Annotated in this window: 22 protein-coding genes; 12 read left to right on the top strand and 10 right to left on the bottom strand. The window is 34.2% G+C overall.

The features are described from left to right. Window positions 1-1,112, bottom strand: a 1,112-nt coding sequence (locus VKY47_RS02100; RefSeq protein WP_324309971.1) for a POTRA domain-containing protein, incomplete at its 3' end; no start/stop codon positions are given. A 119-nt stretch (window positions 1,113-1,231) separates the two neighbouring features. Here VKY47_RS02100 and VKY47_RS02095 point away from each other — a divergent pair. Further along, a complete protein-coding gene (locus tag VKY47_RS02095) occupies window positions 1,232-1,951 on the top strand; it encodes an RNA methyltransferase (RefSeq protein WP_324309970.1) in 720 nt (239 codons plus the stop codon). 55 nt (window positions 1,952-2,006) lie between these two features. On the opposite strand, the gene porT is transcribed toward VKY47_RS02095, so the two are convergent. Continuing rightward, complete coding sequence (gene porT, locus VKY47_RS02090) at window positions 2,007-2,720, bottom strand: type IX secretion/gliding motility protein PorT/SprT (protein WP_324309968.1); 714 nt, start codon at window positions 2,718-2,720, stop codon at window positions 2,007-2,009. Between the two features lie 127 nt (window positions 2,721-2,847). Further along, window positions 2,848-3,576 carry a bifunctional demethylmenaquinone methyltransferase/2-methoxy-6-polyprenyl-1,4-benzoquinol methylase UbiE gene (gene ubiE / locus VKY47_RS02085; RefSeq protein ID WP_324309966.1) on the bottom strand — a complete coding sequence of 243 codons (729 nt, stop codon included), beginning with the start codon at window positions 3,574-3,576 and terminating at the stop codon, window positions 2,848-2,850. Window positions 3,577-3,811: 235 nt separating this feature from the next. On the opposite strand from ubiE, the gene trkA reads away from it, so the two are divergent. From trkA to VKY47_RS02070, 3 genes are all read left to right on the top strand, one after another. Next, the gene (gene trkA / locus VKY47_RS02080; RefSeq protein ID WP_324309964.1) at window positions 3,812-5,161 is read left to right on the top strand and encodes a Trk system potassium transporter TrkA; all 1,350 of its coding nucleotides are present in this window, start codon (window positions 3,812-3,814) and stop codon (window positions 5,159-5,161) included. Window positions 5,162-5,171: 10 nt separating this feature from the next. Next, entirely contained in the window at window positions 5,172-6,665 is a 1,494-nt protein-coding gene (locus VKY47_RS02075) for a TrkH family potassium uptake protein (RefSeq protein WP_324309962.1), read from the top strand. A 196-nt stretch (window positions 6,666-6,861) separates the two neighbouring features. Then, complete coding sequence (locus VKY47_RS02070; RefSeq protein ID WP_324309961.1) at window positions 6,862-7,125, top strand: hypothetical protein; 264 nt, start codon at window positions 6,862-6,864, stop codon at window positions 7,123-7,125. Between the two features lie 80 nt (window positions 7,126-7,205). Here VKY47_RS02070 and VKY47_RS02065 read toward each other — a convergent pair whose 3' ends face one another. Further along, window positions 7,206-8,393 (bottom strand): pyridoxal phosphate-dependent aminotransferase, encoded by a 1,188-nt coding sequence (locus VKY47_RS02065; RefSeq protein ID WP_324309959.1) that lies wholly within the window; start codon window positions 8,391-8,393, stop codon window positions 7,206-7,208. 32 nt (window positions 8,394-8,425) lie between these two features. Further along, window positions 8,426-9,520 carry a fatty acid desaturase family protein gene (locus VKY47_RS02060; protein ID WP_324309957.1) on the bottom strand — a complete coding sequence of 365 codons (1,095 nt, stop codon included), beginning with the start codon at window positions 9,518-9,520 and terminating at the stop codon, window positions 8,426-8,428. A 142-nt stretch (window positions 9,521-9,662) separates the two neighbouring features. Between VKY47_RS02060 and rsmG the strand changes: the two genes are divergently transcribed. Then, the gene (rsmG, locus tag VKY47_RS02055; RefSeq protein ID WP_324309956.1) at window positions 9,663-10,292 is read left to right on the top strand and encodes a 16S rRNA (guanine(527)-N(7))-methyltransferase RsmG; all 630 of its coding nucleotides are present in this window, start codon (window positions 9,663-9,665) and stop codon (window positions 10,290-10,292) included. 20 nt (window positions 10,293-10,312) lie between these two features. On the opposite strand, the gene VKY47_RS02050 is transcribed toward rsmG, so the two are convergent. The 3 genes from VKY47_RS02050 to pruA all read right to left on the bottom strand — a co-directional run bounded on the left by VKY47_RS02050 (window position 10,313) and on the right by pruA (window position 14,943). Beyond that, on the bottom strand, window positions 10,313-10,804 hold the full coding sequence (locus tag VKY47_RS02050; protein ID WP_324309955.1) for a hypothetical protein: 492 nt from the start codon (window positions 10,802-10,804) through the stop codon (window positions 10,313-10,315). A gap of 10 nt (window positions 10,805-10,814) precedes the next feature. Beyond that, a complete protein-coding gene (locus VKY47_RS02045) occupies window positions 10,815-13,187 on the bottom strand; it encodes a T9SS type A sorting domain-containing protein (RefSeq protein WP_324309954.1) in 2,373 nt (790 codons plus the stop codon). A 130-nt stretch (window positions 13,188-13,317) separates the two neighbouring features. Then, entirely contained in the window at window positions 13,318-14,943 is a 1,626-nt protein-coding gene (pruA, locus tag VKY47_RS02040) for an L-glutamate gamma-semialdehyde dehydrogenase (protein ID WP_324309953.1), read from the bottom strand. A 146-nt stretch (window positions 14,944-15,089) separates the two neighbouring features. Between pruA and VKY47_RS02035 the strand changes: the two genes are divergently transcribed. Next, a complete protein-coding gene (locus VKY47_RS02035) occupies window positions 15,090-15,797 on the top strand; it encodes an NRDE family protein (protein ID WP_324309952.1) in 708 nt (235 codons plus the stop codon). A 104-nt stretch (window positions 15,798-15,901) separates the two neighbouring features. Here the strand turns inward: VKY47_RS02035 and apaG are convergent, their stop codons facing one another. Both apaG and VKY47_RS02025 read right to left on the bottom strand, forming a co-directional pair. After that, window positions 15,902-16,288, bottom strand: a complete 387-nt coding sequence (apaG, locus tag VKY47_RS02030) for a Co2+/Mg2+ efflux protein ApaG (RefSeq protein WP_324309975.1) — start codon at window positions 16,286-16,288, stop codon at window positions 15,902-15,904. Between the two features lie 95 nt (window positions 16,289-16,383). Beyond that, window positions 16,384-17,631: a type IX secretion system plug protein gene (locus VKY47_RS02025; protein ID WP_324309950.1), complete on the bottom strand. Its 1,248-nt coding sequence runs from the start codon at window positions 17,629-17,631 to the stop codon at window positions 16,384-16,386. A 200-nt stretch (window positions 17,632-17,831) separates the two neighbouring features. Between VKY47_RS02025 and VKY47_RS02020 the strand changes: the two genes are divergently transcribed. The 6 genes from VKY47_RS02020 to nqrF all read left to right on the top strand — a co-directional run bounded on the left by VKY47_RS02020 (window position 17,832) and on the right by nqrF (window position 24,095). After that, window positions 17,832-19,187, top strand: a complete 1,356-nt coding sequence (locus VKY47_RS02020) for a Na(+)-translocating NADH-quinone reductase subunit A (RefSeq protein ID WP_324309948.1) — start codon at window positions 17,832-17,834, stop codon at window positions 19,185-19,187. Between the two features lie 102 nt (window positions 19,188-19,289). Next, window positions 19,290-20,489: an NADH:ubiquinone reductase (Na(+)-transporting) subunit B gene (locus VKY47_RS02015; RefSeq protein WP_324309946.1), complete on the top strand. Its 1,200-nt coding sequence runs from the start codon at window positions 19,290-19,292 to the stop codon at window positions 20,487-20,489. Window positions 20,490-20,491: 2 nt separating this feature from the next. Then, window positions 20,492-21,241 (top strand): Na(+)-translocating NADH-quinone reductase subunit C, encoded by a 750-nt coding sequence (locus tag VKY47_RS02010; protein ID WP_324309944.1) that lies wholly within the window; start codon window positions 20,492-20,494, stop codon window positions 21,239-21,241. Between the two features lie 3 nt (window positions 21,242-21,244). Continuing rightward, window positions 21,245-21,889: an NADH:ubiquinone reductase (Na(+)-transporting) subunit D gene (locus tag VKY47_RS02005; protein ID WP_324309942.1), complete on the top strand. Its 645-nt coding sequence runs from the start codon at window positions 21,245-21,247 to the stop codon at window positions 21,887-21,889. Between the two features lie 117 nt (window positions 21,890-22,006). Further along, window positions 22,007-22,783 carry an NADH:ubiquinone reductase (Na(+)-transporting) subunit E gene (nqrE, locus tag VKY47_RS02000; RefSeq protein ID WP_324309940.1) on the top strand — a complete coding sequence of 259 codons (777 nt, stop codon included), beginning with the start codon at window positions 22,007-22,009 and terminating at the stop codon, window positions 22,781-22,783. Window positions 22,784-22,787: 4 nt separating this feature from the next. Next, window positions 22,788-24,095: an NADH:ubiquinone reductase (Na(+)-transporting) subunit F gene (gene nqrF, locus VKY47_RS01995; protein ID WP_324309973.1), complete on the top strand. Its 1,308-nt coding sequence runs from the start codon at window positions 22,788-22,790 to the stop codon at window positions 24,093-24,095. Window positions 24,096-24,313 lie beyond the last annotated feature (218 nt).

Genomic DNA, 24,313 nt, shown 5'->3' with positions numbered 1-24,313 from the left:
GTTAACGTGGTGTCCGCATTTTCAATGTATTCAATACTTGGATGTTTAAAGGTCTGTAAGTTGTTAATATGTCGATACGTATTTGTTCTGTCCTTATCTCTAAATACATCTCCAGGAGTTATAAATACGGCATCGGTTATGGCTTTAGGCTTGAAACGCATTTTACCATAACTAAATAAGTTGAAGTTTTTAAATAAGGTAGAATCCGTTATTGTTAGACTCCTGTTTTCATAAGAATAATCTGTATACACATTAACCTCCTTAATTTTATAGATATTAAAGGGTTCTTTAAAGGTTGAATCCTGAGTTCTTATAGATCTGTTTAAAATTTGAAGTTCCACATTTACTTTATTATTGGTATCAATGGTATCCATTTCAAAATATACATAATCCTGACTAAAATGGTAAACTCCAGAATTTCTTAAGTTTCTGGTAATTCGTTCTTTTTCGTTACTAAAAGTGACTGTTTGGTATTGCTTGTTCTTTTTTATATAAGAATCTGCTTGGGTCGTTTGATACAGTGAATCGACTATTGGGGTAGCAATTTTAGTGAATAAAGAGTCGATAATATAGGGCTCTCCAGTTTTGACACGATAATTAACTGCTACTTTTTGAGTGTCTAATGTATCTATTTCTGATGTGGCATCGACATTAAACCATCCATTGTTAAAATAATAAGCTTCCAATTGCTTTTCGGACCTAGTAATTTTTTCTGTATTGAGAATTACAGGAGCTTCTCCAGTTGTTTTTAACCAATCGTTAAATCCAATTCGATTTTCAACATATTTATCCAATTGCTTTTTAGATAGAAAACGTTCAAGTCTTTCTCTCTTTTTGGGTTTGGAATCTATTTTGACGTTTATTATGGAATCTATATTTGGTCTAGCAGAATTATAAATATAAAGTTTTAATGGAATGCCAGCTAATTTTTTGTTGCGCTGTTGAAACAATAAATTATTAATACGCTCGGTATTGTTTTTTTTATCATTTATATAAATATGGTTATCTATAAGCAATTGCTTATTTTCAGGAACTCTTTTTACCGAATTACAAGAATACAAAAAACCTGTAATTACAATAAATAATACTATTTTTGAGAATTGCAGTTTCAAATACAAATAAAATTAACTAGTAATAAAAGAGTCGCTGTTTTTTGAGTAATAAATCGATTACTTCAATGAAACTCAAAAATACATTATTTCCATTGAAAAATATATTTAAATAAGTTTGAATGTTATCTAAAAATCAAATAAAATCCATAACCAGTTTAAAACAAAAAAAATACCGACTTCAACAGGGTTTATTTGTTGCGGAAGGTGTAAAAACCATCCATGAATTAATAGCTTCTCATTTTAAATTAAAACAGTTATACAGCATAGAATCTTTCAAAATTGATGCCAATCTTGAAACACTTATTTCTGAAAGCGATTTAAAAAAAATCAGTTTTTTAAGCACTCCAAATACGGCTTTGGCTATTTTTTATATACCAGAAGTTAAACCTGTGGATACTAATAAATTGCTTGTAGCTTTGGACAATGTTCGCGATCCAGGAAATTTAGGAACTATTATTAGATTATGTGATTGGTTTGGGATTACCGATTTGGTTTGTAATAGGGAAACGGTGGATTGCTTTAATCCTAAAGTTGTTCAAGCTACAATGGGTTCTATAACTAGAGTTAATATAAGCTATTTGGATTTGCCTGAATTTTTAAAACAGTCGGATTTAGAAAAATTCGGTGCATTTATGGAAGGCGAAAATATTTATAAAAAAACCTTGCCAAGCAAAGGGATTTTGGTTCTAGGTAATGAAGCCAACGGCGTTTCTGAAGAGATAGAAAAACTAATTTCCACAAAAATATCCATTCCAAGATTTGGAGCTTTACAAGCTACCGAAAGTTTAAATGTAGCCACTGCAACCGCTATTTTGTTGAGTGAGTTTAGAAGGGGCTAATTGTTTTGTTGGTTATTAAGTGGAATACAATTAACAACTAAACAACATACTACAGTTATTGAAAGGTAAAATTGATAAATACTCCACGGGTTTTCATGGATTCTATATTTCCGGTCCATGGACTGTTTGGGTCAGCATCTCTAACTAGCTCGTCGTTAATGGCAAAAACACCACGAATGGAAGGAGTGAATTTAAAATAATAGAGGTATAAATCAATTCCAAAACCTACTTCGTAGAAATACATATTTTTCTTGGTTCTGAATTTTCCGGCACTATTATCGTCTGGGTTGTCTTGATTACTGGATAGGTTTAAAGCAGTCGATAATCCGCCAACAATAAAAGGTTTAAAATTGTTTATTCGTTTCGTGGAAAATTTAAGTAATAAAGGAACATGGATATAAGTAGATTTCACCTCTCTTTCTAAATCGGAAGATGTAAATTGCATTCCATTAAAATAGCTTTCAGGATATTCCAAGATTCTGGTGGTAATATATAAGCCAGGTTCCAATCTTAGATCTAAAAAGTTATTAATACGCATGTTTCCAATTAAACCCACATTAAATCCAGTTGATTTTTTTGTTTGAATATCTGGTTTGTTGGTTTTATAATCAAAATTAAAGTCATAACTATTAAAGCCAATATAATACCCATAGCTCAAAAAGTTTTTATCCACGTTTTCATCGTTTAAAACTTTTTCCCTAGTAAATAATTGTGCATGGGCAGATTGGAATAGGAATAAAAAAGCGACTAGAAAAAGGATGTTTTTCATCTGATTTTAATTTTGTGGTTTGCTAAAAGTAAAGAAACAAAAAGACTCTTCATTTTAGGCTAATTGCATAATAATTTTATCTCAAGTGCGCTACTTAACGATAAAATTGGATTATACAGATTATATATTATTGCTTTGATGATGTATAAATTGTTGCAACCCCAAAAGTTTGTGGTTTGCTTTCCACATTTATAAACCCGATTTCTCGTAAAATATTGTTTAAAGTTTCACCATAAGGAAAAACAGAAGCCGAATCGCTTAAATATCTATAGGCACTTCGGTCTTTAGAAAACAGCTTTCCAATAATAGGTAAAATATTTTTTGAGTATAGGTTGTAGCCTTGTTTAAAAGGTGTTTTAGTAGGAACAGAGGTTTCTAAAATCACGAAAATCCCACCGGGTTTTAATACGCGATGTATTTCTGAAAGTCCCTTTTCTAAAGTTTCAAAATTTCTTATACCAAACCCAACTGTTATGGCATCGAAATGGTTATCTTCAAAAGGTAAATTCTCCGAATCTCCCACCACCATTTCAATTCTATCTTGTAGATTTTTGTTAAGCACTTTTTGTTTTCCAACCTCTAACATGCCTTTACTTATATCCAGACCAATAATTTGTTTTGCGTTGGTTTGGGCTAAATTTATGGCTAGATCGCCAGTTCCTGTGGCAATATCCAAGACGCTATTTGCCTGGGTTTTAGCTACTAAAGCAACCACTTTTTTTCGCCATTTAATATCTATTCCAAAAGATATTACACGATTTAATCCATCGTATTCCTTGGAAATGGCATCGAACATTTTGGTAACCTGTTCTTTTTTTCCTAGATCACTGTCTTTATAAGGCTTAACTTTTGTCAATGTGAAAATATTTTGCACAAACCTACATATTTATTTTAATTTAAAATACTCGACGACGCTCAATTTGCATACTAACGGTTACTATTTAACGAAATTTTAAAATATGGCTTGTTTGAGATATCAACTAGTTTTTTTCTTGCTTTTAGTAGCTTCAAATCAAATAATTAAATCCTCAAATCTCTTTTACTAAATCTATTTTACAGTATATTTGTCCTACTTTATTATAAATTTACCCATGAAAATAATTATTGCTGGAGCTGGTGAGGTAGGATTTCATTTGGCAAAATTATTGTCTTACGAGTCTCAGGAAATCACACTGATAGACACCAATAAAGAGAGTTTAACCTACGCAGACAACCATTTAGATATTAAAGTAATTAAAGGCGATTCGACTTCTATAGCTATTTTAAAAGAGGCTAGAATTGAAGAAAGCGACTTGTTAATAGCTGTAACATCTTCTGAAACGACCAATATTACTGTATGTGTTTTGGCCAAGCAACTTGGTGCCAACCGAACCATTGCCAGAATTTCCAATACAGAGTTTATCGCCCATAAAGATGAAATAGGTTTTAAAAAACTAGGTATTGACGAACTTATTTCCCCTGAGTCTTTAGCTGCTTCCGAAATAGAATTATTGCTCAATCAATCTGCTTTTAACGATAGTTACGAGTTTGATGAAGGTGCTTTAACCATGGTGGCTTTAAGCTTATCGAGAACAGCGCTTTTTGTTGGAAAATCGGTTAAAGATGCTGCTAAAATTTATCCTGAAATTCGGTTTGTTCCCATAGCTATTCAGCGTTTTGGTACTCAATATACTATTATTCCAAGAGGAGACACCCTGTTTAATGAAGGCGATAATGTGGTTTTTATAACTTCGGAAGGAGGAGCACAAGAACTTTGTGAGCTTACTGGAAAAATCAATACGGAAATCAGGAATATCATGATTCTTGGAGGTAGTAAAATTGGATATAAAACAGCAAGAGATTTATGTAAGCAATATCCAAATGTAAAACTTATAGAAAAGGATAAAGAACGTGCCTTCGATTTAGCCGATGACCTGGCCGACGTGCTTGTTATTAATGGGGATGGAAGAAATGTGGATCTGTTAGATGAAGAGGGCTTGACCAATATGGATGCGTTTATTGCCGTTACAGGAAATTCTGAAACCAATATCATGTCTTGCTTGGTTGCAAAATCCAAAGGCGTTAGAAAAACCATAGCCTTAGTTGAAAATATGGATTATTTTGAGCTTTCACATTCCATTGGGATTGATACCTTAATCAATAAAAAGCTTTTGGCAGCCAACACTATTTTTAGGTATATTAGAAAAGGTGAAGTAATTGCTATGACAAAGCTAAATAATATGAATGCCGAATTATTGGAATTTAACGTAAAGCCAACTTCTAAAATTTGCAACCGATTAATTAAAGATGTCGATTTTCCAAGAGCTGCGATTATTGGTGGAGTTATAAGAAATGGGCGTGGATATACAGCATTGGGCGATTTTAGAATTGGAGTAAACGATAAAGTGGTTGTGTGTTGTTTGCCAAGATCTATTAAACAAGTAGAAAAATTATTCCTATAACTTACTTTTAGTGAAACTTAACTATAAAATAATCTTCCATTTTTTAGGCCTTCTGTTATTATTTAATGGAGGTTTTATGCTGCTATCGGCATTGGTAAGCTTTATTTACAAGGATGGAGTGACACTTGGTTTAGTGGTATCTGGCGGATTAACCATGATGGTTGGATTCCTAATCATGCTTTTAACCAAAAGTCATTCTAAAGAAATGAATAAGCGTGAAGGCTATATTGTGGTAGCTTTTGGTTGGGTTGTAATGGCCTTATCCGGTACCATTCCTTACTTGTTAACCGGAAGTATAACAAGTTTTTCAAGTGCTTTTTTTGAAACCATGTCTGGTTATACAACCACAGGTGCAACCATTTTAAACGACATTGAAGCCATGCCTAAAGGTGTTTTATTCTGGCGTAGTTTAACACATTGGATAGGTGGGATGGGAATTATAGTCTTAGCTGTAGCCATATTACCATTATTGGGAATAGGAGGTATGCAACTTTTTGCTGCTGAAGCTCCTGGTCCAAGCGCAGATAAATTACATCCTAGAATTACAGATACAGCAAAACGTTTGTGGTTGATTTATTTTGGATATACGGTTGCCGAAACTATTTTGCTAAAAGTGGCAGGAATGACATTTTTCGATGCTATAAACCATTCTTTGTGCACCTTGTCCACGGGAGGATTCTCGACTAAAAATGCCAGTGTGGCCTATTGGAACGGACAACCCATAATTCAATATATTATTATTGTTTTTATGTTTTTGGCAGGAACCAATTTTGTATTGAGTTATTTTGCCTTTAAAGGGAAGGTTCAAAAAGTTTTTAAAGATGAAGAATTTAAATTGTATTTTAAGTTTATAGCTGCTTTTACCATTATTGCAGCCTTGATTATTTACTTTAAAACAGATCCATCTCTATCTTCTATCGAGCACCCGATGGTGTGGGGAAAAGCAGAAAGTGCTTTTAGGCATTCCTTATTTCAAGTCATATCTGTAATTACTACTACTGGTTTTATAACAGCGGATTATACTTTGTGGACACCCTTTTTAATGGTGTTCTTTTTCGGACTTTTATTCTTGGGTGGTTCTGCTGGAAGTACCTCTGGAGGCATTAAGGTAGTTAGACATTTGCTTCTTATTAAAAATGGATTCCTAGAGTTTAAAAGAGCTTTGCATCCAAATGCTGTTGTACCGGTTCGCTATAATGGAAAGGCCGTATCTGGAGAAATTGTTTTTAATATTTTGGCGTTTTTCATTCTCTATATGTTGTCTTTTATTGTAGGAGCTTTAGTGTTTTCCATGATGGATATTGATTTCATGTCATCCATCGGCTTATCGGCTTCTAGTTTAGGTAACGTAGGACCTGCTTTAGGTAACTTTGGACCTGTAAATAATTATGCATCCTTGCCGACTTTAGGAAAATGGTGGGCTTCGTTTTTAATGCTTATTGGACGTTTGGAATTGTTTACTGTACTTATCTTATTAACGCCTTTCTTCTGGCGTAATCGTTAATCGATATGCTATTTTTTCCTTATTTGTAACATTTTGTAAGATTTTACTACTTATATATAAAGAGCTTTTGAAGATGGCCAACTGATGTTTTGTGAATTACTCTCGCAACCATCTTTTATGTTTTAAGTGAATCAAAATCGTAATGGGATTTGATTTGTTGTAACCGTTTTTATATTTCATTTTAAATACAATTATCATGGGTGGTGAAGGAGCAATGATGCACATGATACATACTTTAAGAAACAATAAAAGTATGTTGACTAAACGCAAAGAGCGACGTGTGGTTAATAGCGTTTTTTTTGGTGAAAAGCTTGAATTTGAAAACACATCAACTCAAGAAGAGTTACTTAAACTAAGATTAAGACTTCAAAAGGAAAGTAAGCAGATGCGAATAAAAACCTTAGTAGTTTTTGGTGTTTTTATGGTGCTATTGATGACTATAATTCTCTATTTCTTTTGAATAAAAAAAGACCTTTCAGATTTTGATCCCGAAGGGTCGGAGCTGAAAGGTCTAGATAATTTAGTTTTTGAAGCTATGTTTTAACTAACAGCTTGTTTAATGCGTTTTATAGCTTCAATAATCTGTTTTTGACTTGCAGCATAACTTAAACGAATGCAATCTGGATTTCCAAAAGCTTCACCTGTAACTGTAGCTACTAGCGCTTCTTCTAAAAGATATAATGAAAAATCTGTTGCGTTATTAATGGTTTTTCCTTTTAAGGTTTTTCCGAAGTAATATGAAATATTTGGAAATACATAGAAAGCACCTTCAGGTGTATTGGTTTGAAAACCTTTAACTTCCGAAAGTAAATTCAATACCAAATCTCTTCGTATTTTAAACTCATCGATCATGAATTTTACACGAGTAGGCGGTTCCATTAAAGCTGTAATGGTTGCGCGTTGGGCAATACTATTGGCACCACTTGTAATCTGTCCTTGCATTTTGTTGCATGCACGAGCAATCACTTCTGGAGCTCCAATATAGCCAATTCTCCAGCCCGTCATAGCAAAAGCTTTTGAAACGCCGTTTACCGTAACCGTTCTGTCGAACATATCGTCAAATTGCGCCATACTTGCATGACCCTCATCGGTAAAGTTAATGTGTTCGTAAATTTCATCGGAAACCACGTAAATATCTGGGTATTTTTTAAGGACATCAGCCAAAGCACGTAGTTCTTCAGTACTGTATAACGATCCACTTGGATTACATGGAGAGCTGTACCAAATCATTTTTGTTTTTGGAGTAATGGCAGCTTCCAATTGTTCAGGAGTCATTTTAAAATCGTTGTCAATAGACGTTTTTACTTCTACTGGAACTCCTTCATATAATTCAACAATATCCACGTAACTTACCCAATATGGACAAGGTATAATCACCTCGTCTCCTTTATTTATAAGTACCGATGCCACGTTTGCCAATGCTTGTTTAGCACCTGTGGAAACCACAATTTGAGGTAAGGTGTAGGTTAAATTATTATCGCGTTTAAATTTGATAATAATTGCTTGTTTTAACTCCACATAACCATCAACAGGAGAATAACTGCTGTAATTATCGTTTATCGCCTGAATGGCTGCTTCTTTAATATAATCTGGAGTATTAAAATCTGGTTCTCCAAGACTTAATCCAATAATATCTTTTCCTTGTGCTTTAAGTTCTCTGGTCTTTGCTGCCATTTCAAGTGTGGCAGATGTAGACATGTTTAAAACTCTTTCTGAAAGTAGGCTCATTATAAATTATAATTTTATGTGCTAAAAATAGATTAGGCCATACTAGGGTTTCTACCTAATACTTTTAATTGTTGATAGTGTTCTGCAATGGCTTTCCAAATGGTATTGTATTCGTTGTATGGCAAGCTAAATTCGTGCGCAGTATCTTTAACAATTTGTGCGATGTTTTTGTAGTGAACATGACTGATATGTGCAAATAAGTGATGCTCTACTTGTCTGTTTAAACCTCCAGTATAAAATTCTACCAACCAACTTTTAGGTGAAAAATTAGACGTGGTAAATAATTGATGGATGGCCCAGGTGTTTTTCATGTTACCCTCTTCATCTGGCATAGGCATTTCGGTATTAGGCATCACGTGCGCTAATTGGAAAATAACACTTAAGATAATTCCAGCTGTATAGTGCATGATCAAGAAACCTATTAAAACTTGCCACCAAGCGTAGCCTAAAGCTAAAGGTAATACCACCCAAATAGAGTAATATATAATTTTACCAATAATTAACTTTGTCCATTGTGTGGCTGGTTTAGGAAATTCGCCATAAGATAACTTTCTTTTTAAATAAATGTAGGTTTGTTTAAAATCGGTAGTAATTGCCCAATTCACAGTTAGTAAACCATATAATAAAAAAGCATAATATTTTTGATATTGATGGATTTTTAACCATTTAGAATGTTTGGAAAAACGAATAATTCTTCCAGCATCAATGTCTTCATCATGTCCTTGAATATTGGTGTAGGTGTGGTGTAATACGTTGTGTTGTACTTTCCAGTTATAATCGTTACCAGCTAAAATATGGATGCTGCTTCCCATTAATTTATTCACCCATTTTTTACTGGAAAAAGAACCGTGGTTGGCGTCGTGCATCACGTTCATTCCAACTCCAGCCATTCCAATACCAATAACCATCATGGAAATAATTTGAAGCCAAGTCGGTAAATCGACTGTTAATAATAGAACTAAAGGGCCAAGTAATAAAGAGAACATTATGATAGCCTTAATATATAATTTCCAGTTTCCTGTTTTTTTAATATTGTTTTCTTTAAAATAATCGTTAACACGTTTGTTTAGTGTTCTGAAGAATTTTGCAGAGTCTGTTCTTGAAAAAGATAATGTTTGTTTTGTCATGCTATTGTTTTTTACTGTCTGATACCTTATTAATACAAGTATCAAATATGACGCCAAAGATAAATAATATTGACATGCATCTTAATAAATTTATCATAAAAGTGCACAATAATTTATCTACTTTTGTTCAAAAATAGAAACCATGCAGTTAATTCTTAAGTATTTCCCTAACCTTACTGAAGATCAGATTGATAAATTCACGCAATTGGAAGCCTTATATCAAGACTGGAACTTGAAGATAAATGTCGTGTCTCGTAAGGATATAGACGAACTTTATTTAAGACATGTCTTGCATTCTTTAGCTATTGCTAAAGTTATAGAATTTAAACCTGGAACCAAAATTTTAGATGTAGGAACAGGAGGAGGATTTCCAGGAATACCACTGGCTATCATGTTTCCGGAATGTTCTTTCCATTTAGTGGATAGTATTGCCAAAAAACTAAAAGTGGTCGATGAGGTTGTTGCAGGTCTGGGCTTGGAAAATGTAAAAACCACTAATAAACGGGTGGAATTAATTAAAGGTAACTACGACTTTATTGTAAGTAGAGCTGTAGCTGCCATGCCAACCTTTGTGCATTGGGTCAAAGGCAAAATAGCGAAAAAGCAAAACCATGAACTAAAAAACGGCATTCTTTATCTAAAAGGTGGCGATTTAGGCGAAGAGCTTCAGGACTATGCAAAAGCAACCATCTATGAAATTCCCGATTTCTTTGAAGAAGACTTTTTTGAAACTAAAAAAGTAGTGCATTTACCTATGAAATATAAAGGATAAATGCACTACAATCTTTCTTATTAACCAAGCACCAAGGCTTTAAACTTTTCTTTTCCTATTAATTTTATTAACTCTGAAAAAGACACATAAATTAATAAGAACACCATAAGGAAGATTTGAATGATCCAAAATCTCGTCCATTTTATTTCTTCTAATAGATGTTGATTTGCAGATCCCAGAGATTCATGCTTATAGATTAATGGAATAGCCTCTTCTAAATATCTGAAAACAGAAATCATAATGGAGTAAATTAGCACCTTCCACAACACATTATATATTAGATTCTTTTCTTCGAATAGTCTTACTAATTTTAAGTGATCCGCAATTAAAACAGCTTTTCCCACAATTAACGCACCAATGGTTGCAACCAACGATGAGGTTGCGCTTATTCCATATTCATTTGCTATTAATGAGCGAACAAAAAATAGAATATGAAAAACCACCAAAAAGAAAATAGTTGGAGGTAGCATTTCCAGGAATTCTTTCTTTAAAAACTTGAATGTCTTATTCATTAAATGCGATTTATTTTACAATAATCTTTGTTCTTAAATTCGTATCCGTATTTGTGTCCACATTTAAAATGTACATTCCAGAAGCTAAATTTATAGGAAGCGTTGTGCTTTGTTCTATGTTTGTTTTCTGACTGTAAACAAGTTTTCCGGTTATATCTACTATGGAAATACTCACGTTGTTATATTCCTTAGAGCTCAGTAAAGTTAAATTATTTGTAATTGGATTTTGCTTCAACCTCATGTTTTGAAACAGGTTGGTTTCTGTTGATAAGGTGGTTTGTAATATTTCAAACAAGGCAAAGTCCACGTTTCCTGGAGTTAAGGTTACGTGTGGCTCGTTTATGTTTGGCATATACCAAGCATCAAAAGGGGTGTTGTTGGTAGTTGCGTTTGTTGTGGTGATTCCTGTTGGTGTATGGAACCAGTTTATTTCATTATTTGTAACCCTCAAAGCCATAGCGCTTACGCTTGGTATAAAATTAAAATGATCTGTACTTAAAGCACCTAAAAACTCACCAACCAATCCATCTGTAGATAAGTCTTCAGTTAATTTTAAAATATCGAATAAACCACCTGAGGCTGCATCAACGCCGTTAGAATATGTGAATGCTCTAGAATCAGCATTGTTAATTCTATCGTTAGCTAAAGGAAACCACCATGCAAAATCCAAATGGACGTTACTGGTCTGAATTTGAGTTCCTGCATTTGGAGTAAAATAGGTTTTAATCTTCATGGTTGCACCAGTCATAATATTGATGTTGGCATTTAAAATTCTACTTCCTGGAACCAAATTGTTGGCTGCCGCAGTGTTATCTGGATAACGACTATTTATTCCGCTACCATTTATAATAGATACATTACGGATTAATTGAGGAAAGCCTGAACTGGTTAAGTTGTTTATTCTTGCATCAAAAATAGCTTTAAATGGATGTGCTCTAGGTAAGGCCAAAGAACTATTGAAGGTTACCCCGTCGCTATTGGTAATATGTGGTTCAAATTGATCGGTAAGCATTTGTCTGGCTGCAGAAGATCGTAGCATACCATTAATAATAGGTTGCAATTCTTCAACATTTTGATTTCCTAGAACCCAAAAATCATCTAATCCAAAAGCAAGGAAATTAAACTGATGTTGGAATCCTATTGGAACATTCGCTCCATGGTGTGGTGCATCAAAAGAAATCCACAATCTGGTTTCGTGGTTCATGTTTTGGTTTTCCATGTAGTTTAAAGCATATCTTGAAATAAGACCGCCCATGCTTGGCCCTATAACTACGTTTTCAGAAGTTCCTTCTTTTTCAGCATTGATTATGTTTATTAGATCTACCAATAACATGGCGTTACGTTCAATAAAATCGACACCTCCATCAATAATAGCAGCATCTTGCGCTCTTGTGTAAATTGGAAAATTTAATATAACGATATCAAAACCTTCGTCTCTAACTAAATCGCCAAGATTTGAGGAGTTGCCCCCTTCAGTGAATCCTAATAAATCGTATATTCCAGTAATGTCTCTTCCATCGCCTGGATCGAAACCGTCCACTAAAAAGATAGGCTTGTCTAATATACCATCTGCACTTAAATAAATTTCGTACTCTCCAGTTCCAGGATAAGAAACCGTTTCGCCATAAGCCGATAAATCTGGAGTAATGCTTGAATTAAAAGTGGTTATTACTCTGTTGGTACTTTCAAATATGTCAGCATTCGAAGCTGTGATTTTTAAGGTGGATTGACGTGTAATAATTTCGCCATTATCAAGGGTTAATTGGAACGTCAGTACTTTTTTTCCAGCGTCCTGATATGTAACTGGAATGTTTTGGTTTAAAACAATGGCTGTAAAACCTAATCCATCATTAAAATCTATAGCAATGTTTTCAATAACCTGATTGGTTGTGTTAAAAATATTGGATTCCAATAAGCTAAATGTGGTATGTAATCCCTTAAAACTTGTGCGCAATGGCGAGGTAAGGGTTAGGTGTTTTTTTTCAAAAATAGGCGCTTGGGTCGTTCTTAGTAAATAACCTTCAGAATCTCTTGTTACACTGTTATTTTGAAGTGCTTCATCGCTAATAGATTCGTAGTCGCTATGTAAAATAGCAAGAGGAATAATGTTTGTGAAATAACTTTTTTCACTTTGACTTTTTAAGCTTTCTAAAGGTGAAAATCGCTTTTGCAGATCGCCATGTTCTATGGCTTTATATGCTTGAAAAAAGTTGTAATTGTTGATGGTTTTTTCATTGTAATTTGAAATATCTACTATTGGGGATTTATGCGCTAACACAGAAGTCTCCATAGAAGAGGTGTCAAATTTTTGAAGGGCATTTTTGGTTTGCGAGAATGCGCCCACCGAAACAAGTAGAATAAGTAATAAGTAGATTTTTTTCATGTTAAAGATTGTTGGATTATCTTCTAAATATATAAAGTTTTACCATCGCTTTAACACATGTAGGATTAAAAGCACAAAAAAACCCTTAAAATGTAAGTTTTAAGGGTTTTATTATATAAACTCAGTTTTCCTATCCTAAGAAAGGGTATTTGTAATCTACTGGAGTTACAAACGTTTCCTTAATCATACGTGGAGAAATCCAACGCATTAGGTTTTGAGCAGATCCTGCTTTATCATTTGTTCCAGAAGCTCTTGCCCCACCAAATGGTTGTTGTCCTACAACAGCACCTGTTGGTTTGTCGTTTATATAGAAGTTTCCAGCACTGTTTTGTAGCGCATTAGTAGCTTCAACAATGGCATAACGACAAGTAGATAATATTGCTCCAGTTAAAGCGTATTCACTTGTTTCGTCAACCAGTTTTAATGTTTCCGTGAATTTATTCTCATCGTATACATAAATAGTCATAACCGGTCCAAATAATTCAGTACACATGGTCGAATATTTAGGATTAGTTGTTACAATTACTGTTGGCTCTATAAAGTAACCTTTAGATTTATCGTATCCACCACCAACAATAATTTCGGCATCCTTATCTGCTTTTGCTTGATCTATGTATGATGCTAATTTGTCAAACGAGCCTTCGTTAATTACGGCAGTTACAAAGTTGCCCATATCTTCAGGAGATCCCATTTTAAATGACTTGACATCTGCAATCACATATTTTTTTACATCTTCCCAAATGTTATTAGGAATATAAGCTCTAGATGCAGCACTACATTTCTGACCTTGAAATTCGAAAGCTCCTCTAGAAATTGCGGTTGCAACTTGTTTTGCATTAGCTGTTTTATGAGCTATAATAAAATCTTTCCCACCAGTTTCACCTACTATTCGTGGGTAGGTTTTGTAGTTTTCGATATTGTTTCCAATTTGTTTCCATAAATTTTGGAAAACAGGAGTCGACCCTGTATAATGTAATCCTGAGAAATGTGGACTTTCTAAAACGGTATCTGTAATCATTCCTGGGTTTCCAAAAACAACGTTTATTACACCATCAGGAACGCCTGCTTCTTTAAACACGTCCATAATAACTTTAGCGGAGTACACTTGGTTGTTACTTGGTTTCCAAACAACAACATTCCCCATTAATGCCATACAAGAAGGTAAATTTCCAGCAATAGCTGTAAAGTTAAAAGGTGTTACTGCATAAGTAAATCCTTCTAAAGGTCTATATTCTACTCTGTTCCAAGCATCACTTGTGCTTTCTGGTTGTTCCATGTAAATGTCTGTCATAAACTGAACATTAAAACGTAGGAAATCTATCAATTCACAAGCAGCATCAATTTCTGCTTGATGTATGGTTTTAGATTGAGCAATCATGGTTGCCGCATTGATTTTTGCTCTGTAAGGTCCAGCAAGTAATTCAGCAGCTTTTAAAAAGATACCAGCACGGTGCTCCCAAGGCATTTGCGACCAAGATTTTCTTGCTTCCAAAGCTGTTGCAATAGCTTCTTCTACGTGAGACTTCTCGGCTAAATGGTAAGTTCCAACTATATGTTTGTGGTCGTGTGGAGGAGACATGGTTCTGGTATTTCCAGTAGTAACATCTTTTCCGTTAATATACATTGGTACATCAACTTGACTATTGTACATTTCTTTATAAGCTTTTAGAACAGCTTCTCTTTCTGGAGTTCCAGGAGCGTAACTTTTAACAGGTTCGTTAACAGCAATTGGCACATTAAAAAATCCTTTTCCCATGATTATTTCTATTTTAGAATTCGTAAAAATTTAGTTGCAAAGTTACAATATTTTTAGCGATTTATAATTCTTTAGAATCCTAAAGGCAAGTTAAATTATAGGTTTATTTTTGTAAGTTATCAAATGATTTTTAGACTAGAATTTATATGTGTACAGTAACTCTTATTCCTTTAGGGAAAACTAATTTTATATTAACTACTAATAGAGATGAAGCGCCTAATAGAGAAACGCTCGATCCAGATTTTTATTTTGAGGAAGAGGCGAAGCTATTATATCCAAAAGATAAGGTTGCGGGTGGTACTTGGGTTGGACTTAGCGATAAAAACAGGTTGGTTTGCCTACTCAATGGTGGTTTTACACCACATGCCAGGCAGGATAAATATAGATTGAGTCGCGGCGTGGTGGTGAAGGATTTATTGATTTCTGACGATGTTTTAAAATTGGTAAAAGACTATAATCTGATAGACGTGGAGCCTTTTACTATTATCATAGTAGATTGGAATGCCGATTTGTTGTTTTTTGAATTGGTTTGGGATGGCACGGCTAAACATTTTAAAAATTTGCCTTTAGAACCTAATCTCTGGTCGTCGTCTTCCTTATATACTGGAAGTATGAAGCAAGAGAGGCAAGTTTGGTTCCGGGAATTTAGGTTGAAAAACGAACTCAATTCCCATTCAGTTTTGGAGTTTCATAAAACAGCAGGAACTACCAATAAAGAATTTGGTGTGATTATGGATCGAGGGTTTGTAAAAACTACCAGCATTACTCAAGTATTAAAGCAAGATGATGAGGTTGACATGCGATACATAAATCTTCAAAGAAACACAGAAACGCTGGCTAATTTTAATACATAAGAAATTATAAATAGCACAAACACCATTAAATGATAACCCAAATTGGCACATTAAATAGTGTTACACTGAAAAGATTTTAAAAAAAATAACTGTTTAAAAATGAATTAATTAAGTGCGAAAGGCGCGTTTAATTTAAAGTTAGGAATATGAACTCGAAAACCATTTTGGTTAGAAATATTTACCATATTATAATAGCCAAACATGGCACCAAAAGGTGAGAACAGCAAGCACCCCGAAGTGTAAGTGTGCGATTCTCCTGGATTTAAAATGGGTTTTTTGCCAATCACTCCTTCACCATAAACAATTTCCAAATTATTTAAGGCATCTAGAATGGTCCAATGTCTAGATAGCAATTGGACGGAATCTTTACTTTTATTTTCAATAGTTATTTGATAGCCAAAAGCATACTGTATTTGGTAGTTCTTATATAAAGTTCCTTCAAACACGGTTTCTACTGAAATTTTAATCCCTTTTGTTACTTTTTGAACCACTCTCATTAGGTCATAGATTTATTGGTTGATGCTAAATTATGAAATATAAGACTTAAAACAGCAAATTATTAGATTATAAGCACGGATGGCCTGCTCTAATTAGTAATATTAACAGAATTAGACTCGCCAACTCCAATTAATCTGTCGTATCTCGCGCCTAAATCTCTATAATACACCAATACTTTGTAATTGTTTTCTGTTTCCTTAAAATTACCGCTAACTGCACCTTCCTGCAAACCACCTTTTTCGTCTACCACGACATATTTATAACTGTAGAAACCTTGTTTTAGCAATAATTGAGTTTCGTAAACCCCTCGATCCTTATTAAAATGCATTTTATTGGTTTCGGTTAATTCATAGTTGTTGTAATTGCCATAAACATAAATCGATTTGTTCATTAATGACGGGTCTGGTAATAAGGAAAAGTGTATCCAAACATAATCGGCTTCAATCCATGGCCTTTCTGTATCGAGAGCATTAATTACAAAATTTCCGTTAATATCCGGATTATAGGTATATGGTCTGTTGGCTCGAACAATATCTGTAAATAGGAAGTTGTTGTATAAATCGGCTAATTCAATGTATTGTATAGCTACGTTAGCACCTTTAACATCTTTGTTTTCAAAAGCCAAGTATTCGTTGCCACCCCAAAAACTGGTTTCTGAAGTGTATTTGTAAATAAGTTCATTTCCCATGGTGTATTGCGGTTTTACATTGGAAATGGCTGTGTTTAAATTGTTATTCTGAACAATTAAAGCTTTAACAGTTTCAGAAGGATTGTTAAATTGAATGTTGGTTGAATTAATATTAATATCCACCGTTTGTTTTTGCGCTAAATACTTTACATCTCTAGAAGTTCTAACAAAAACCCCAACATTGGCGTTGTTTTCATAGAGCATGAATTTTCTTGAGAATACTAGTTCATCGTAGTCATTGTATATATGAATCATGTAATTCCCCGATTTAATTAATCCACGAGTTCGCTCGTTTGGGATTATTAAATTGTAATGCGAATAAATTTGATAGGTATTAAAGGAATTCTCGTAATTACGAATTCTTTGGTTGTCGTAACCAGACATATACTCCGCCTTTGTTAGGTTTGAAGGTGTCCAATCGTAATCATAATGTTCGATTTTATAATAAAAATCCTCTTCATTTCCGTTTAGAGCATCAAATTCCAAAGCTATTCGGTCTCCCAATCTTATAATTGGCAATTGGCTCTCAGGAGTTTCTCCAGTGAAAATAACCGTTTTGATATAATCTGGAGGAACAACTTCTTGGGTTTGACCAAAAAATAAAAAAGGGATGAATAAGACGTATGTATAAATGTGAATTTTAGCCATTATTATTTTTGAAATAAAATTATTTGTAAATATAAGCAAATTCTATACCTTTATATTCTAGCTTATTTAGAATGAAAATAAATAACGTTCTTCTGGAAAGTCTAGTGCTAATTCGTATAGAATTTAGTAAATTTGCACCGATTTTTTAAGGCAATTAAGAATCTTAATCACATTTACTATTAACAAATAGATTTATAAATATGTCAAACGACATTAGGATTAAAAAAGGTCTGGATATTAAACTTAAAGGAGTTGCTGAAAAAGTAACCGAAAATGCGATAGTTAGCAACTATTGTACTTTAAGACCAGAAGATTTCCATGGAGTAGTTCCTAAAATGGTGGTAAAAGTTGGTGCTAAAGTAAAAGCGGGAGAAACTGTTTTTTATGATAAGGCCGACGAATCTGTGAAATTTGTATCCCCAGTTTCCGGAGATGTTTTAGAGATTGAACGTGGAGAAAAAAGAAGAATATTAGCTATTAAATTACTAGCTGATAAAGAGCAAGTTTATCAAGACAATGGAAGGTTTGATGTTCAAACCGCAAGTGGTGAAGCCGTTAAGGAGCATTTATTAGCTTCTGGTTGTTGGCCATTTATAAAACAACGTCCGTACGATATTATTGCAAAACCAGACAGAGCGCCAAAAGCAATATTTATTTCTGCTTATGCCTCTGCGCCATTAGCAGCGGATTTAGATTATACGCTTAAAGGAAAAGAAGCCGAGCTTCAAGCAGCCGTTACAGCTTTAGGGAAATTAACCGAAGGCCAAGTACACGTGTCTGTTGGAAAGAATAGTTCTTCGCCTTTAGCGGGATTATCTGGAATTACCTTGCATAAGGTTTCTGGGCCACACCCTTCTGGAAATGTAGGAACACAAATAAACAAAATAGACCCTGTTAATAAAGGAGAAACTGTTTGGACCCTTAACGCTCAAGATCTTGTAATTATAGGTGAATTGCTGCTAACTGGGAAATTCAATGCCGAGCGAATTGTAGCTATGGCAGGTTCCTCTATTAAAAAACCAAGATATTTTAAAACTAAAATAGGTAGCGAACTAGCTACGATGGTTTATGATAGCGGGATAGATAAAGATAGCAACGCTCGAATTATTTCTGGAAATGTCTTATCTGGCAAACAAGTAAAGCCAGACGGTTGTCTAGATTACTATAGCAATATCATTACGGTTATCCCAGAAGGAGACGATTACGAATTCTTTGGATGGAACAAACCTGTATTCAATAAAATATCAACTTCGAGAGCTCTTACGTTTTCTTGGTTATTCCCAAATAAAGCTTACGATTTAAACACAAATACCAATGGAGAACATAGGAATTTCGTGTTAACAGGTAATTATGAAGAGGTTTTTCCTTTAGATATTTATCCGTTACAAATATTAAAAGCTTGTATGTACACAGATTTAGACGAAATGGAAGCTTTAGGAATGTACGAAGTAGCTCCTGAAGACTTTGCTTTAACAGAATTTGTTTGTGTGTCTAAACAACCACATCAAGATATTATAAGAAAAGGTTTGGACGTAATGGTAAAGGAAATTGGTTAATTATCTGAGAATAATAACAATTAAATTTAGTTTTACGATATCATATAATTAACTCGAAATAATGGTAGCGGTAACATGCAACCTTAATGAAATACTAAAAAAATGGGTTTAAAAAGCACATTACATAATTTAAAAGAAAAGTATAGAGGAACCAAGATGGCTCCTGCGTTTAACGCGCTACATACTTTTTTATACTTACCAAATGAGACCACACATAATGGAACTCATATTAAAGTAGCAGACGATTTAAAGCGTACCATGAATACTGTGATTATGGCTTTGGTGCCATGTTTGATTTTCGGTATGTTCAATGCTGGATATCAACATCACATTGCATTTGGTACACCAGTAGATTTTTTATCGTGGGATGCGTTCTACATCGGATTGATTAAAGTATTACCTCTAGTAATCGTATCCTATGGTGTAGGTTTAGCCATCGAATTTTTATTTGCGGTAATTAAAGGTCACGAAGTAGAAGAAGGTTATTTAGTAACTGGAATGCTAGTTCCTTTAATTGTACCAATAGATACGCCACTATGGATGCTTGCAGTAGCAATAGCGTTTGGTGTTGTTATTGGAAAAGAAGTTTTTGGTGGAACAGGAATGAATATTTTAAATCCAGCCTTAACCATTCGTGCCTTTTTATTCTTTGCTTATCCTACATGGATGTCTGGAGATAAAGTATGGGTACATGGAGCGGTTGCTAGAGATGAAGCTATTGCAGCAGGACAAAATCTAGATGCTATTTCTGGGGAAACCATTTTAGGAACCTTGGCACAAGGCAAGGATGTTGTGTATTCTGTTTGGGATATGTTTATAGGAATTATTCCAGGTTCGGTAGGAGAAACATCTACTCTCTTAATATTATTGGGAGGATTATTTTTAATCTTCACTAAAATTGGAAGTGGAAAAATTATGTTGTCCTCTGTAGTTGGCGCCTTGGTTATGGGACTCATTTTTAATGGCCTTGTTAATGCCGATGTTATTTCAGAAACAAGTAAATTCTACGGATTAATGAGTACGCCTTATTGGGAACATCTGCTACTTGGTGGATTTGCCTTTGGTATTGTATTTATGGCAACAGACCCAGTTACAGCTTCACAAACAAATAAAGGAAAATGGATCTACGGTTTTTTAATAGGATTTATTTCTATTTTAATTCGAGTATTTAATCCAGCCTATCCAGAAGGAGTTATGTTAGCTATCTTATTAATGAACGTGTTTGCACCAACTATCGACCATTACGTAGTTAAAGGAAATGTTAAACATAGAACGAAACGTCTTAAAGTTAAAAACGCTTAACAATGGAAAAGAGAACAGATAAAAATTCATATACCATTATTTTTGCCATAGGAATGGTACTAGTAGTTGGTTCCTTACTAGCTTATGCATCGTCATCCTTAAAAGATAGGATTACGACTAACAGAGAGTTGGAAAAGCAACAAAACATTTTGTATGCTATGGGGATAAATGACAATGATGATACCAATGCTATTTTCGTTTCTACAGAAGAGGCGCCTAAATTGTTTGCGGAAAATATTAAAAAACAACTTATTATTCAAGGAGATAAAGTTACAGAAGATGACCAGGCTTATTTAATAGATGTTAAGAAAGAGCAAACAAACGCAAAAGCTGGGTTAGAAAGAAGATTACCTTTATTTATAGGTGAAGATAAGGACGGAAAAACATACTATATCGTTCCAATTTTAGGAAAAGGTCTTTGGGATGCTATTTGGGCATTTGTTGCCTTAGATGAGGATATGGTAATACAAGGTATTTTATTCGATCATAAAGGTGAAACAGCTGGACTTGGAGCCAACATTAACAAACGTTTCTTTATGGACGATTTTATTGGAGAAGATCTTATGCACAACGGGAAATTTGTGGGTGTTAACGTGGCCAAAGGAAATGCAGATCCATTAAACTTGGACAAAACCGATAATGCTGTAGATGCCATAGCAGGCGCTACTATTACTGGAGATGGTGTTTCGGCTATGTTAAGAAACGAATTGAGATTATACGTGCCTTATTTTAAAACCTTAAAAAACAATTAATTTATGGGACTTTTATCAAAAAAAGATGCCAAACTAATATTAGATCCTTTAGCGGATGATAACCCAATTACTATTCAAGTACTTGGTATTTGTTCTGCTTTAGCAATTACTGCCGAGCTAAAAGCATCTTTAGTTATGGCAATTTCAGTATTGTTTGTACTTGGAATGGGGAACGTGGTTATTTCATTAATGCGAAATATTATTCCTTCAAAAATTCGGATCATCGTGCAACTTATTGTAGTTGCGGCACTTGTAATTGTAGTAGACTTGGTACTTAAAGCGTTTGCATACGAGTTGAGTAAAACCCTATCCGTATTTGTTGGTTTAATTATTACCAACTGTATCATTATGGGACGTTTTGAAGCCTTTGCTTTAGGAAACGGACCTTGGCGTTCTTTCCTAGATGGAATTGGAAATGCTTTAGGATATGGTGTTATTTTGATCATTGTAGGATTCTTTAGAGAGTTATTGGGGTCTGGAACCTTATTTGGAATTCCTGTGTTGGGAGATCCAATTGCAAAAACAGGATTGTACGCAACCGGATACGAAAACAATGGATTTATGATTATGCCTCCAATGGCTTTAATAGTTGTAGGTATTATTATTTGGGTTCAACGTAGTAGAAATAAAGCTTTAATAGAAGACTAAAATTAGTAAGCAGTTGGCAGTCACAGTAAGCACTTACTGAACGCTGAACACTGAATGCTGAACATTAAAAAAAATGATTTTAGGCACTTTAAGTACTTAAAACTTATAACTTATAAAATGGAACATATAGAATTATTTTTCAAATCGATATTTATAGATAACATGGTATTTTCAGTATTCCTTGGAATGTGTTCGTACCTAGCCGTGTCTAAAAGAGTTAATACAGCAGTTGGACTTGGTGCAGCAGTTATTTTTGTATTAGCTATAACAGTACCATTAAACTGGTTACTGGATCAATATCTATTACAACCTGGAGCTTTAGTTTGGTTAGGACCTGAGTATGCCGATTACGATTTAGGTTTCCTTTCTTTTATTATGTTTATTGCTACCATTGCAACTATGGTACAATTAGTAGAAATAATAGTTGAGAAATTCTCTCCGGCACTTTATAACTCCTTAGGTATCTTTTTGCCACTTATTGCTGTAAACTGTGCTATTTTGGGAGGCTCATTGTTTATGCAATCAAGAGAAATACCAACTTTAGCATTGGCAACAACTTACGGAGTAGGTTCTGGAATTGGATGGTTTTTAGCCATTTTAGCCATTGCAGCTATTCGTGAAAAAATTAGATATTCAAATGTACCTGCGCCATTAAGAGGTTTAGGAATTACATTTATTATTACAGGATTAATGGCCATTGGGTTTATGAGTTTTGGTGGTATGTTAACAGGAGGTGATGAAGAAGTTGCAACCGAAACCAAAACGGCACAAGTGCAGGAAGAAACCCAACCAAAAGTGTCTTTAAATACTGTTGAAGATTCAGAACAGACTGAAAGTATAAACGATACACCTAAAGAAGACAAAACTTTAGCTAACAACACAATAAAAGAGTAACATGATAGTATTAGCAGCAAGTACCTTAGGGACAGTTATTATAACAGTAGTCGCTTTCTTAATAATTACATTGTTATTAGTTGCGTTGTTATTAGTTGTAAAACAAAAATTATCGCCATCTGGTCCAGTAAAGATTATAATTAATGGAGAGAAAACTATTCAAGTAGCTTCTGGTGGGAGTTTATTAACTACGTTAAGTTCACAAAAAATATTTTTACCATCCGCTTGTGGTGGTGGTGGAACATGTATTCAATGCGAATGTCATGTTTTATCTGGAGGAGGTGAAGCTCTTCCTACAGAAACACCTCATTTTACCCGTAGAGAATTACAAGACGGAGTTCGTTTATCTTGTCAGGTAAAAGTAAAACAAGATATGGAAATTACCATTCCTGAAGAAGTGTTTGGTATTAAAAAATGGGAAGCAACCGTTGTACGTAACTATAATGTAGCTTCATTTATTAAGGAATTTGTTGTTGAAATTCCTGAAGACATGGGATATAAAGCTGGTGGATATATTCAAATTGAAATTCCAACTTGTGAGATAAAGTTTGAAGACATGGACATTACAGCTCATCCAGAAGAGCATGAAACACCAGATAAGTTTCAAGCAGAATGGGACAAGTTTAAGCTTTGGCCATTAGTGATGAAAAACACGGAAACTGTAGAAAGAGCTTATTCTATGGCTTCTTATCCAGCAGAAGGACGTGAGATTATGTTAAATGTTCGAATTGCAACTCCACCTTTCGATCGCGCAAAAGGCGGTTGGATGGATGTCAATCCAGGAATTGCTTCTTCTTATATTTTTAATCAGAAAGCAGGAGATAAAGTAATTATTTCTGGACCTTATGGTGAGTTCTTTATTAATGAGTCTCAATCAGAAATGCTATATGTTGGTGGAGGAGCTGGAATGGCGCCAATGCGTTCTCACTTATATCACCTATTCAAAACCTTAAAAACTGGTAGAAAAGTAACTTATTGGTATGGTGGACGTTCTAAACGTGAGTTGTTCTACTTAGAGCATTTCCATGAATTAGAGAGAGATTTCCCTAACTTTAAATTCTATTTGGCATTATCTGAACCTGCACCAGAAGATAACTGGAAAGTGAAAGAAAATATCGATGCGCCTGGAGATGGGTTTGTAGGATTCATTCATAACTGTGTTATTGAAAACTATTTAGACCATCATGAAACTCCAGAAGATATTGAATTGTACTTCTGTGGTCCTCCATTAATGAACAAAGCCGTTCAGAAAATGGGAGAGGATTTCGGAATCCCAGATGAGAATATTCGTTTCGACGACTTTGGAGGATAATATTCCTGTGCAAACAGGAATCTAATAGAAGATTCTTCCAATATAAAATTGACTCCTGACTTTTCAGGAATTTAAAGCCCAACATGAAAATGTTGGGTTTTTTTATTTTAAAATTTTCGCTCACATTTTAAGTTTGTTTCGATGTACTTGTATAATCAATTACATGCTATTAATCAAGACACGAGGAATCCTTCATGTTTACATTTAAATCTTAAGAA

The organism is Xanthomarina sp. (assembly GCF_035306705.1).
Lineage (GTDB): Bacteria > Bacteroidota > Bacteroidia > Flavobacteriales > Flavobacteriaceae > Xanthomarina.
This window is presented reverse-complemented; position numbering and strand designations above follow the sequence as displayed.

What these genes read in the sequence shown, in the direction of transcription:
- VKY47_RS02065 (WP_324309959.1), bottom strand. Translation starts at nt 8,393, where the DNA reads ATGAGCCTACTTTCAGAAAGAGTTTTAAACATGTCTACATCTGCCACA.
- VKY47_RS02060 (WP_324309957.1), bottom strand. Translation starts at nt 9,520, where the DNA reads ATGACAAAACAAACATTATCTTTTTCAAGAACAGACTCTGCAAAATTC.
- nqrE (WP_324309940.1), top strand. Translation starts at nt 22,007, where the DNA reads ATGGAACATATAGAATTATTTTTCAAATCGATATTTATAGATAACATG.
- VKY47_RS02015 (WP_324309946.1), top strand. Translation starts at nt 19,290, where the DNA reads ATGGGTTTAAAAAGCACATTACATAATTTAAAAGAAAAGTATAGAGGA.
- VKY47_RS02020 (WP_324309948.1), top strand. Translation starts at nt 17,832, where the DNA reads ATGTCAAACGACATTAGGATTAAAAAAGGTCTGGATATTAAACTTAAA.
- pruA (WP_324309953.1), bottom strand. Translation starts at nt 14,943, where the DNA reads ATGGGAAAAGGATTTTTTAATGTGCCAATTGCTGTTAACGAACCTGTT.
- VKY47_RS02035 (WP_324309952.1), top strand. Translation starts at nt 15,090, where the DNA reads ATGTGTACAGTAACTCTTATTCCTTTAGGGAAAACTAATTTTATATTA.
- rsmG (WP_324309956.1), top strand. Translation starts at nt 9,663, where the DNA reads ATGCAGTTAATTCTTAAGTATTTCCCTAACCTTACTGAAGATCAGATT.
- VKY47_RS02005 (WP_324309942.1), top strand. Translation starts at nt 21,245, where the DNA reads ATGGGACTTTTATCAAAAAAAGATGCCAAACTAATATTAGATCCTTTA.
- VKY47_RS02045 (WP_324309954.1), bottom strand. Translation starts at nt 13,187, where the DNA reads ATGAAAAAAATCTACTTATTACTTATTCTACTTGTTTCGGTGGGCGCA.
- porT (WP_324309968.1), bottom strand. Translation starts at nt 2,720, where the DNA reads ATGAAAAACATCCTTTTTCTAGTCGCTTTTTTATTCCTATTCCAATCT.
- VKY47_RS02025 (WP_324309950.1), bottom strand. Translation starts at nt 17,631, where the DNA reads ATGGCTAAAATTCACATTTATACATACGTCTTATTCATCCCTTTTTTA.
- VKY47_RS02095 (WP_324309970.1), top strand. Translation starts at nt 1,232, where the DNA reads ATGTTATCTAAAAATCAAATAAAATCCATAACCAGTTTAAAACAAAAA.
- VKY47_RS02050 (WP_324309955.1), bottom strand. Translation starts at nt 10,804, where the DNA reads ATGAATAAGACATTCAAGTTTTTAAAGAAAGAATTCCTGGAAATGCTA.
- VKY47_RS02010 (WP_324309944.1), top strand. Translation starts at nt 20,492, where the DNA reads ATGGAAAAGAGAACAGATAAAAATTCATATACCATTATTTTTGCCATA.
- trkA (WP_324309964.1), top strand. Translation starts at nt 3,812, where the DNA reads ATGAAAATAATTATTGCTGGAGCTGGTGAGGTAGGATTTCATTTGGCA.
- VKY47_RS02070 (WP_324309961.1), top strand. Translation starts at nt 6,862, where the DNA reads ATGGGTGGTGAAGGAGCAATGATGCACATGATACATACTTTAAGAAAC.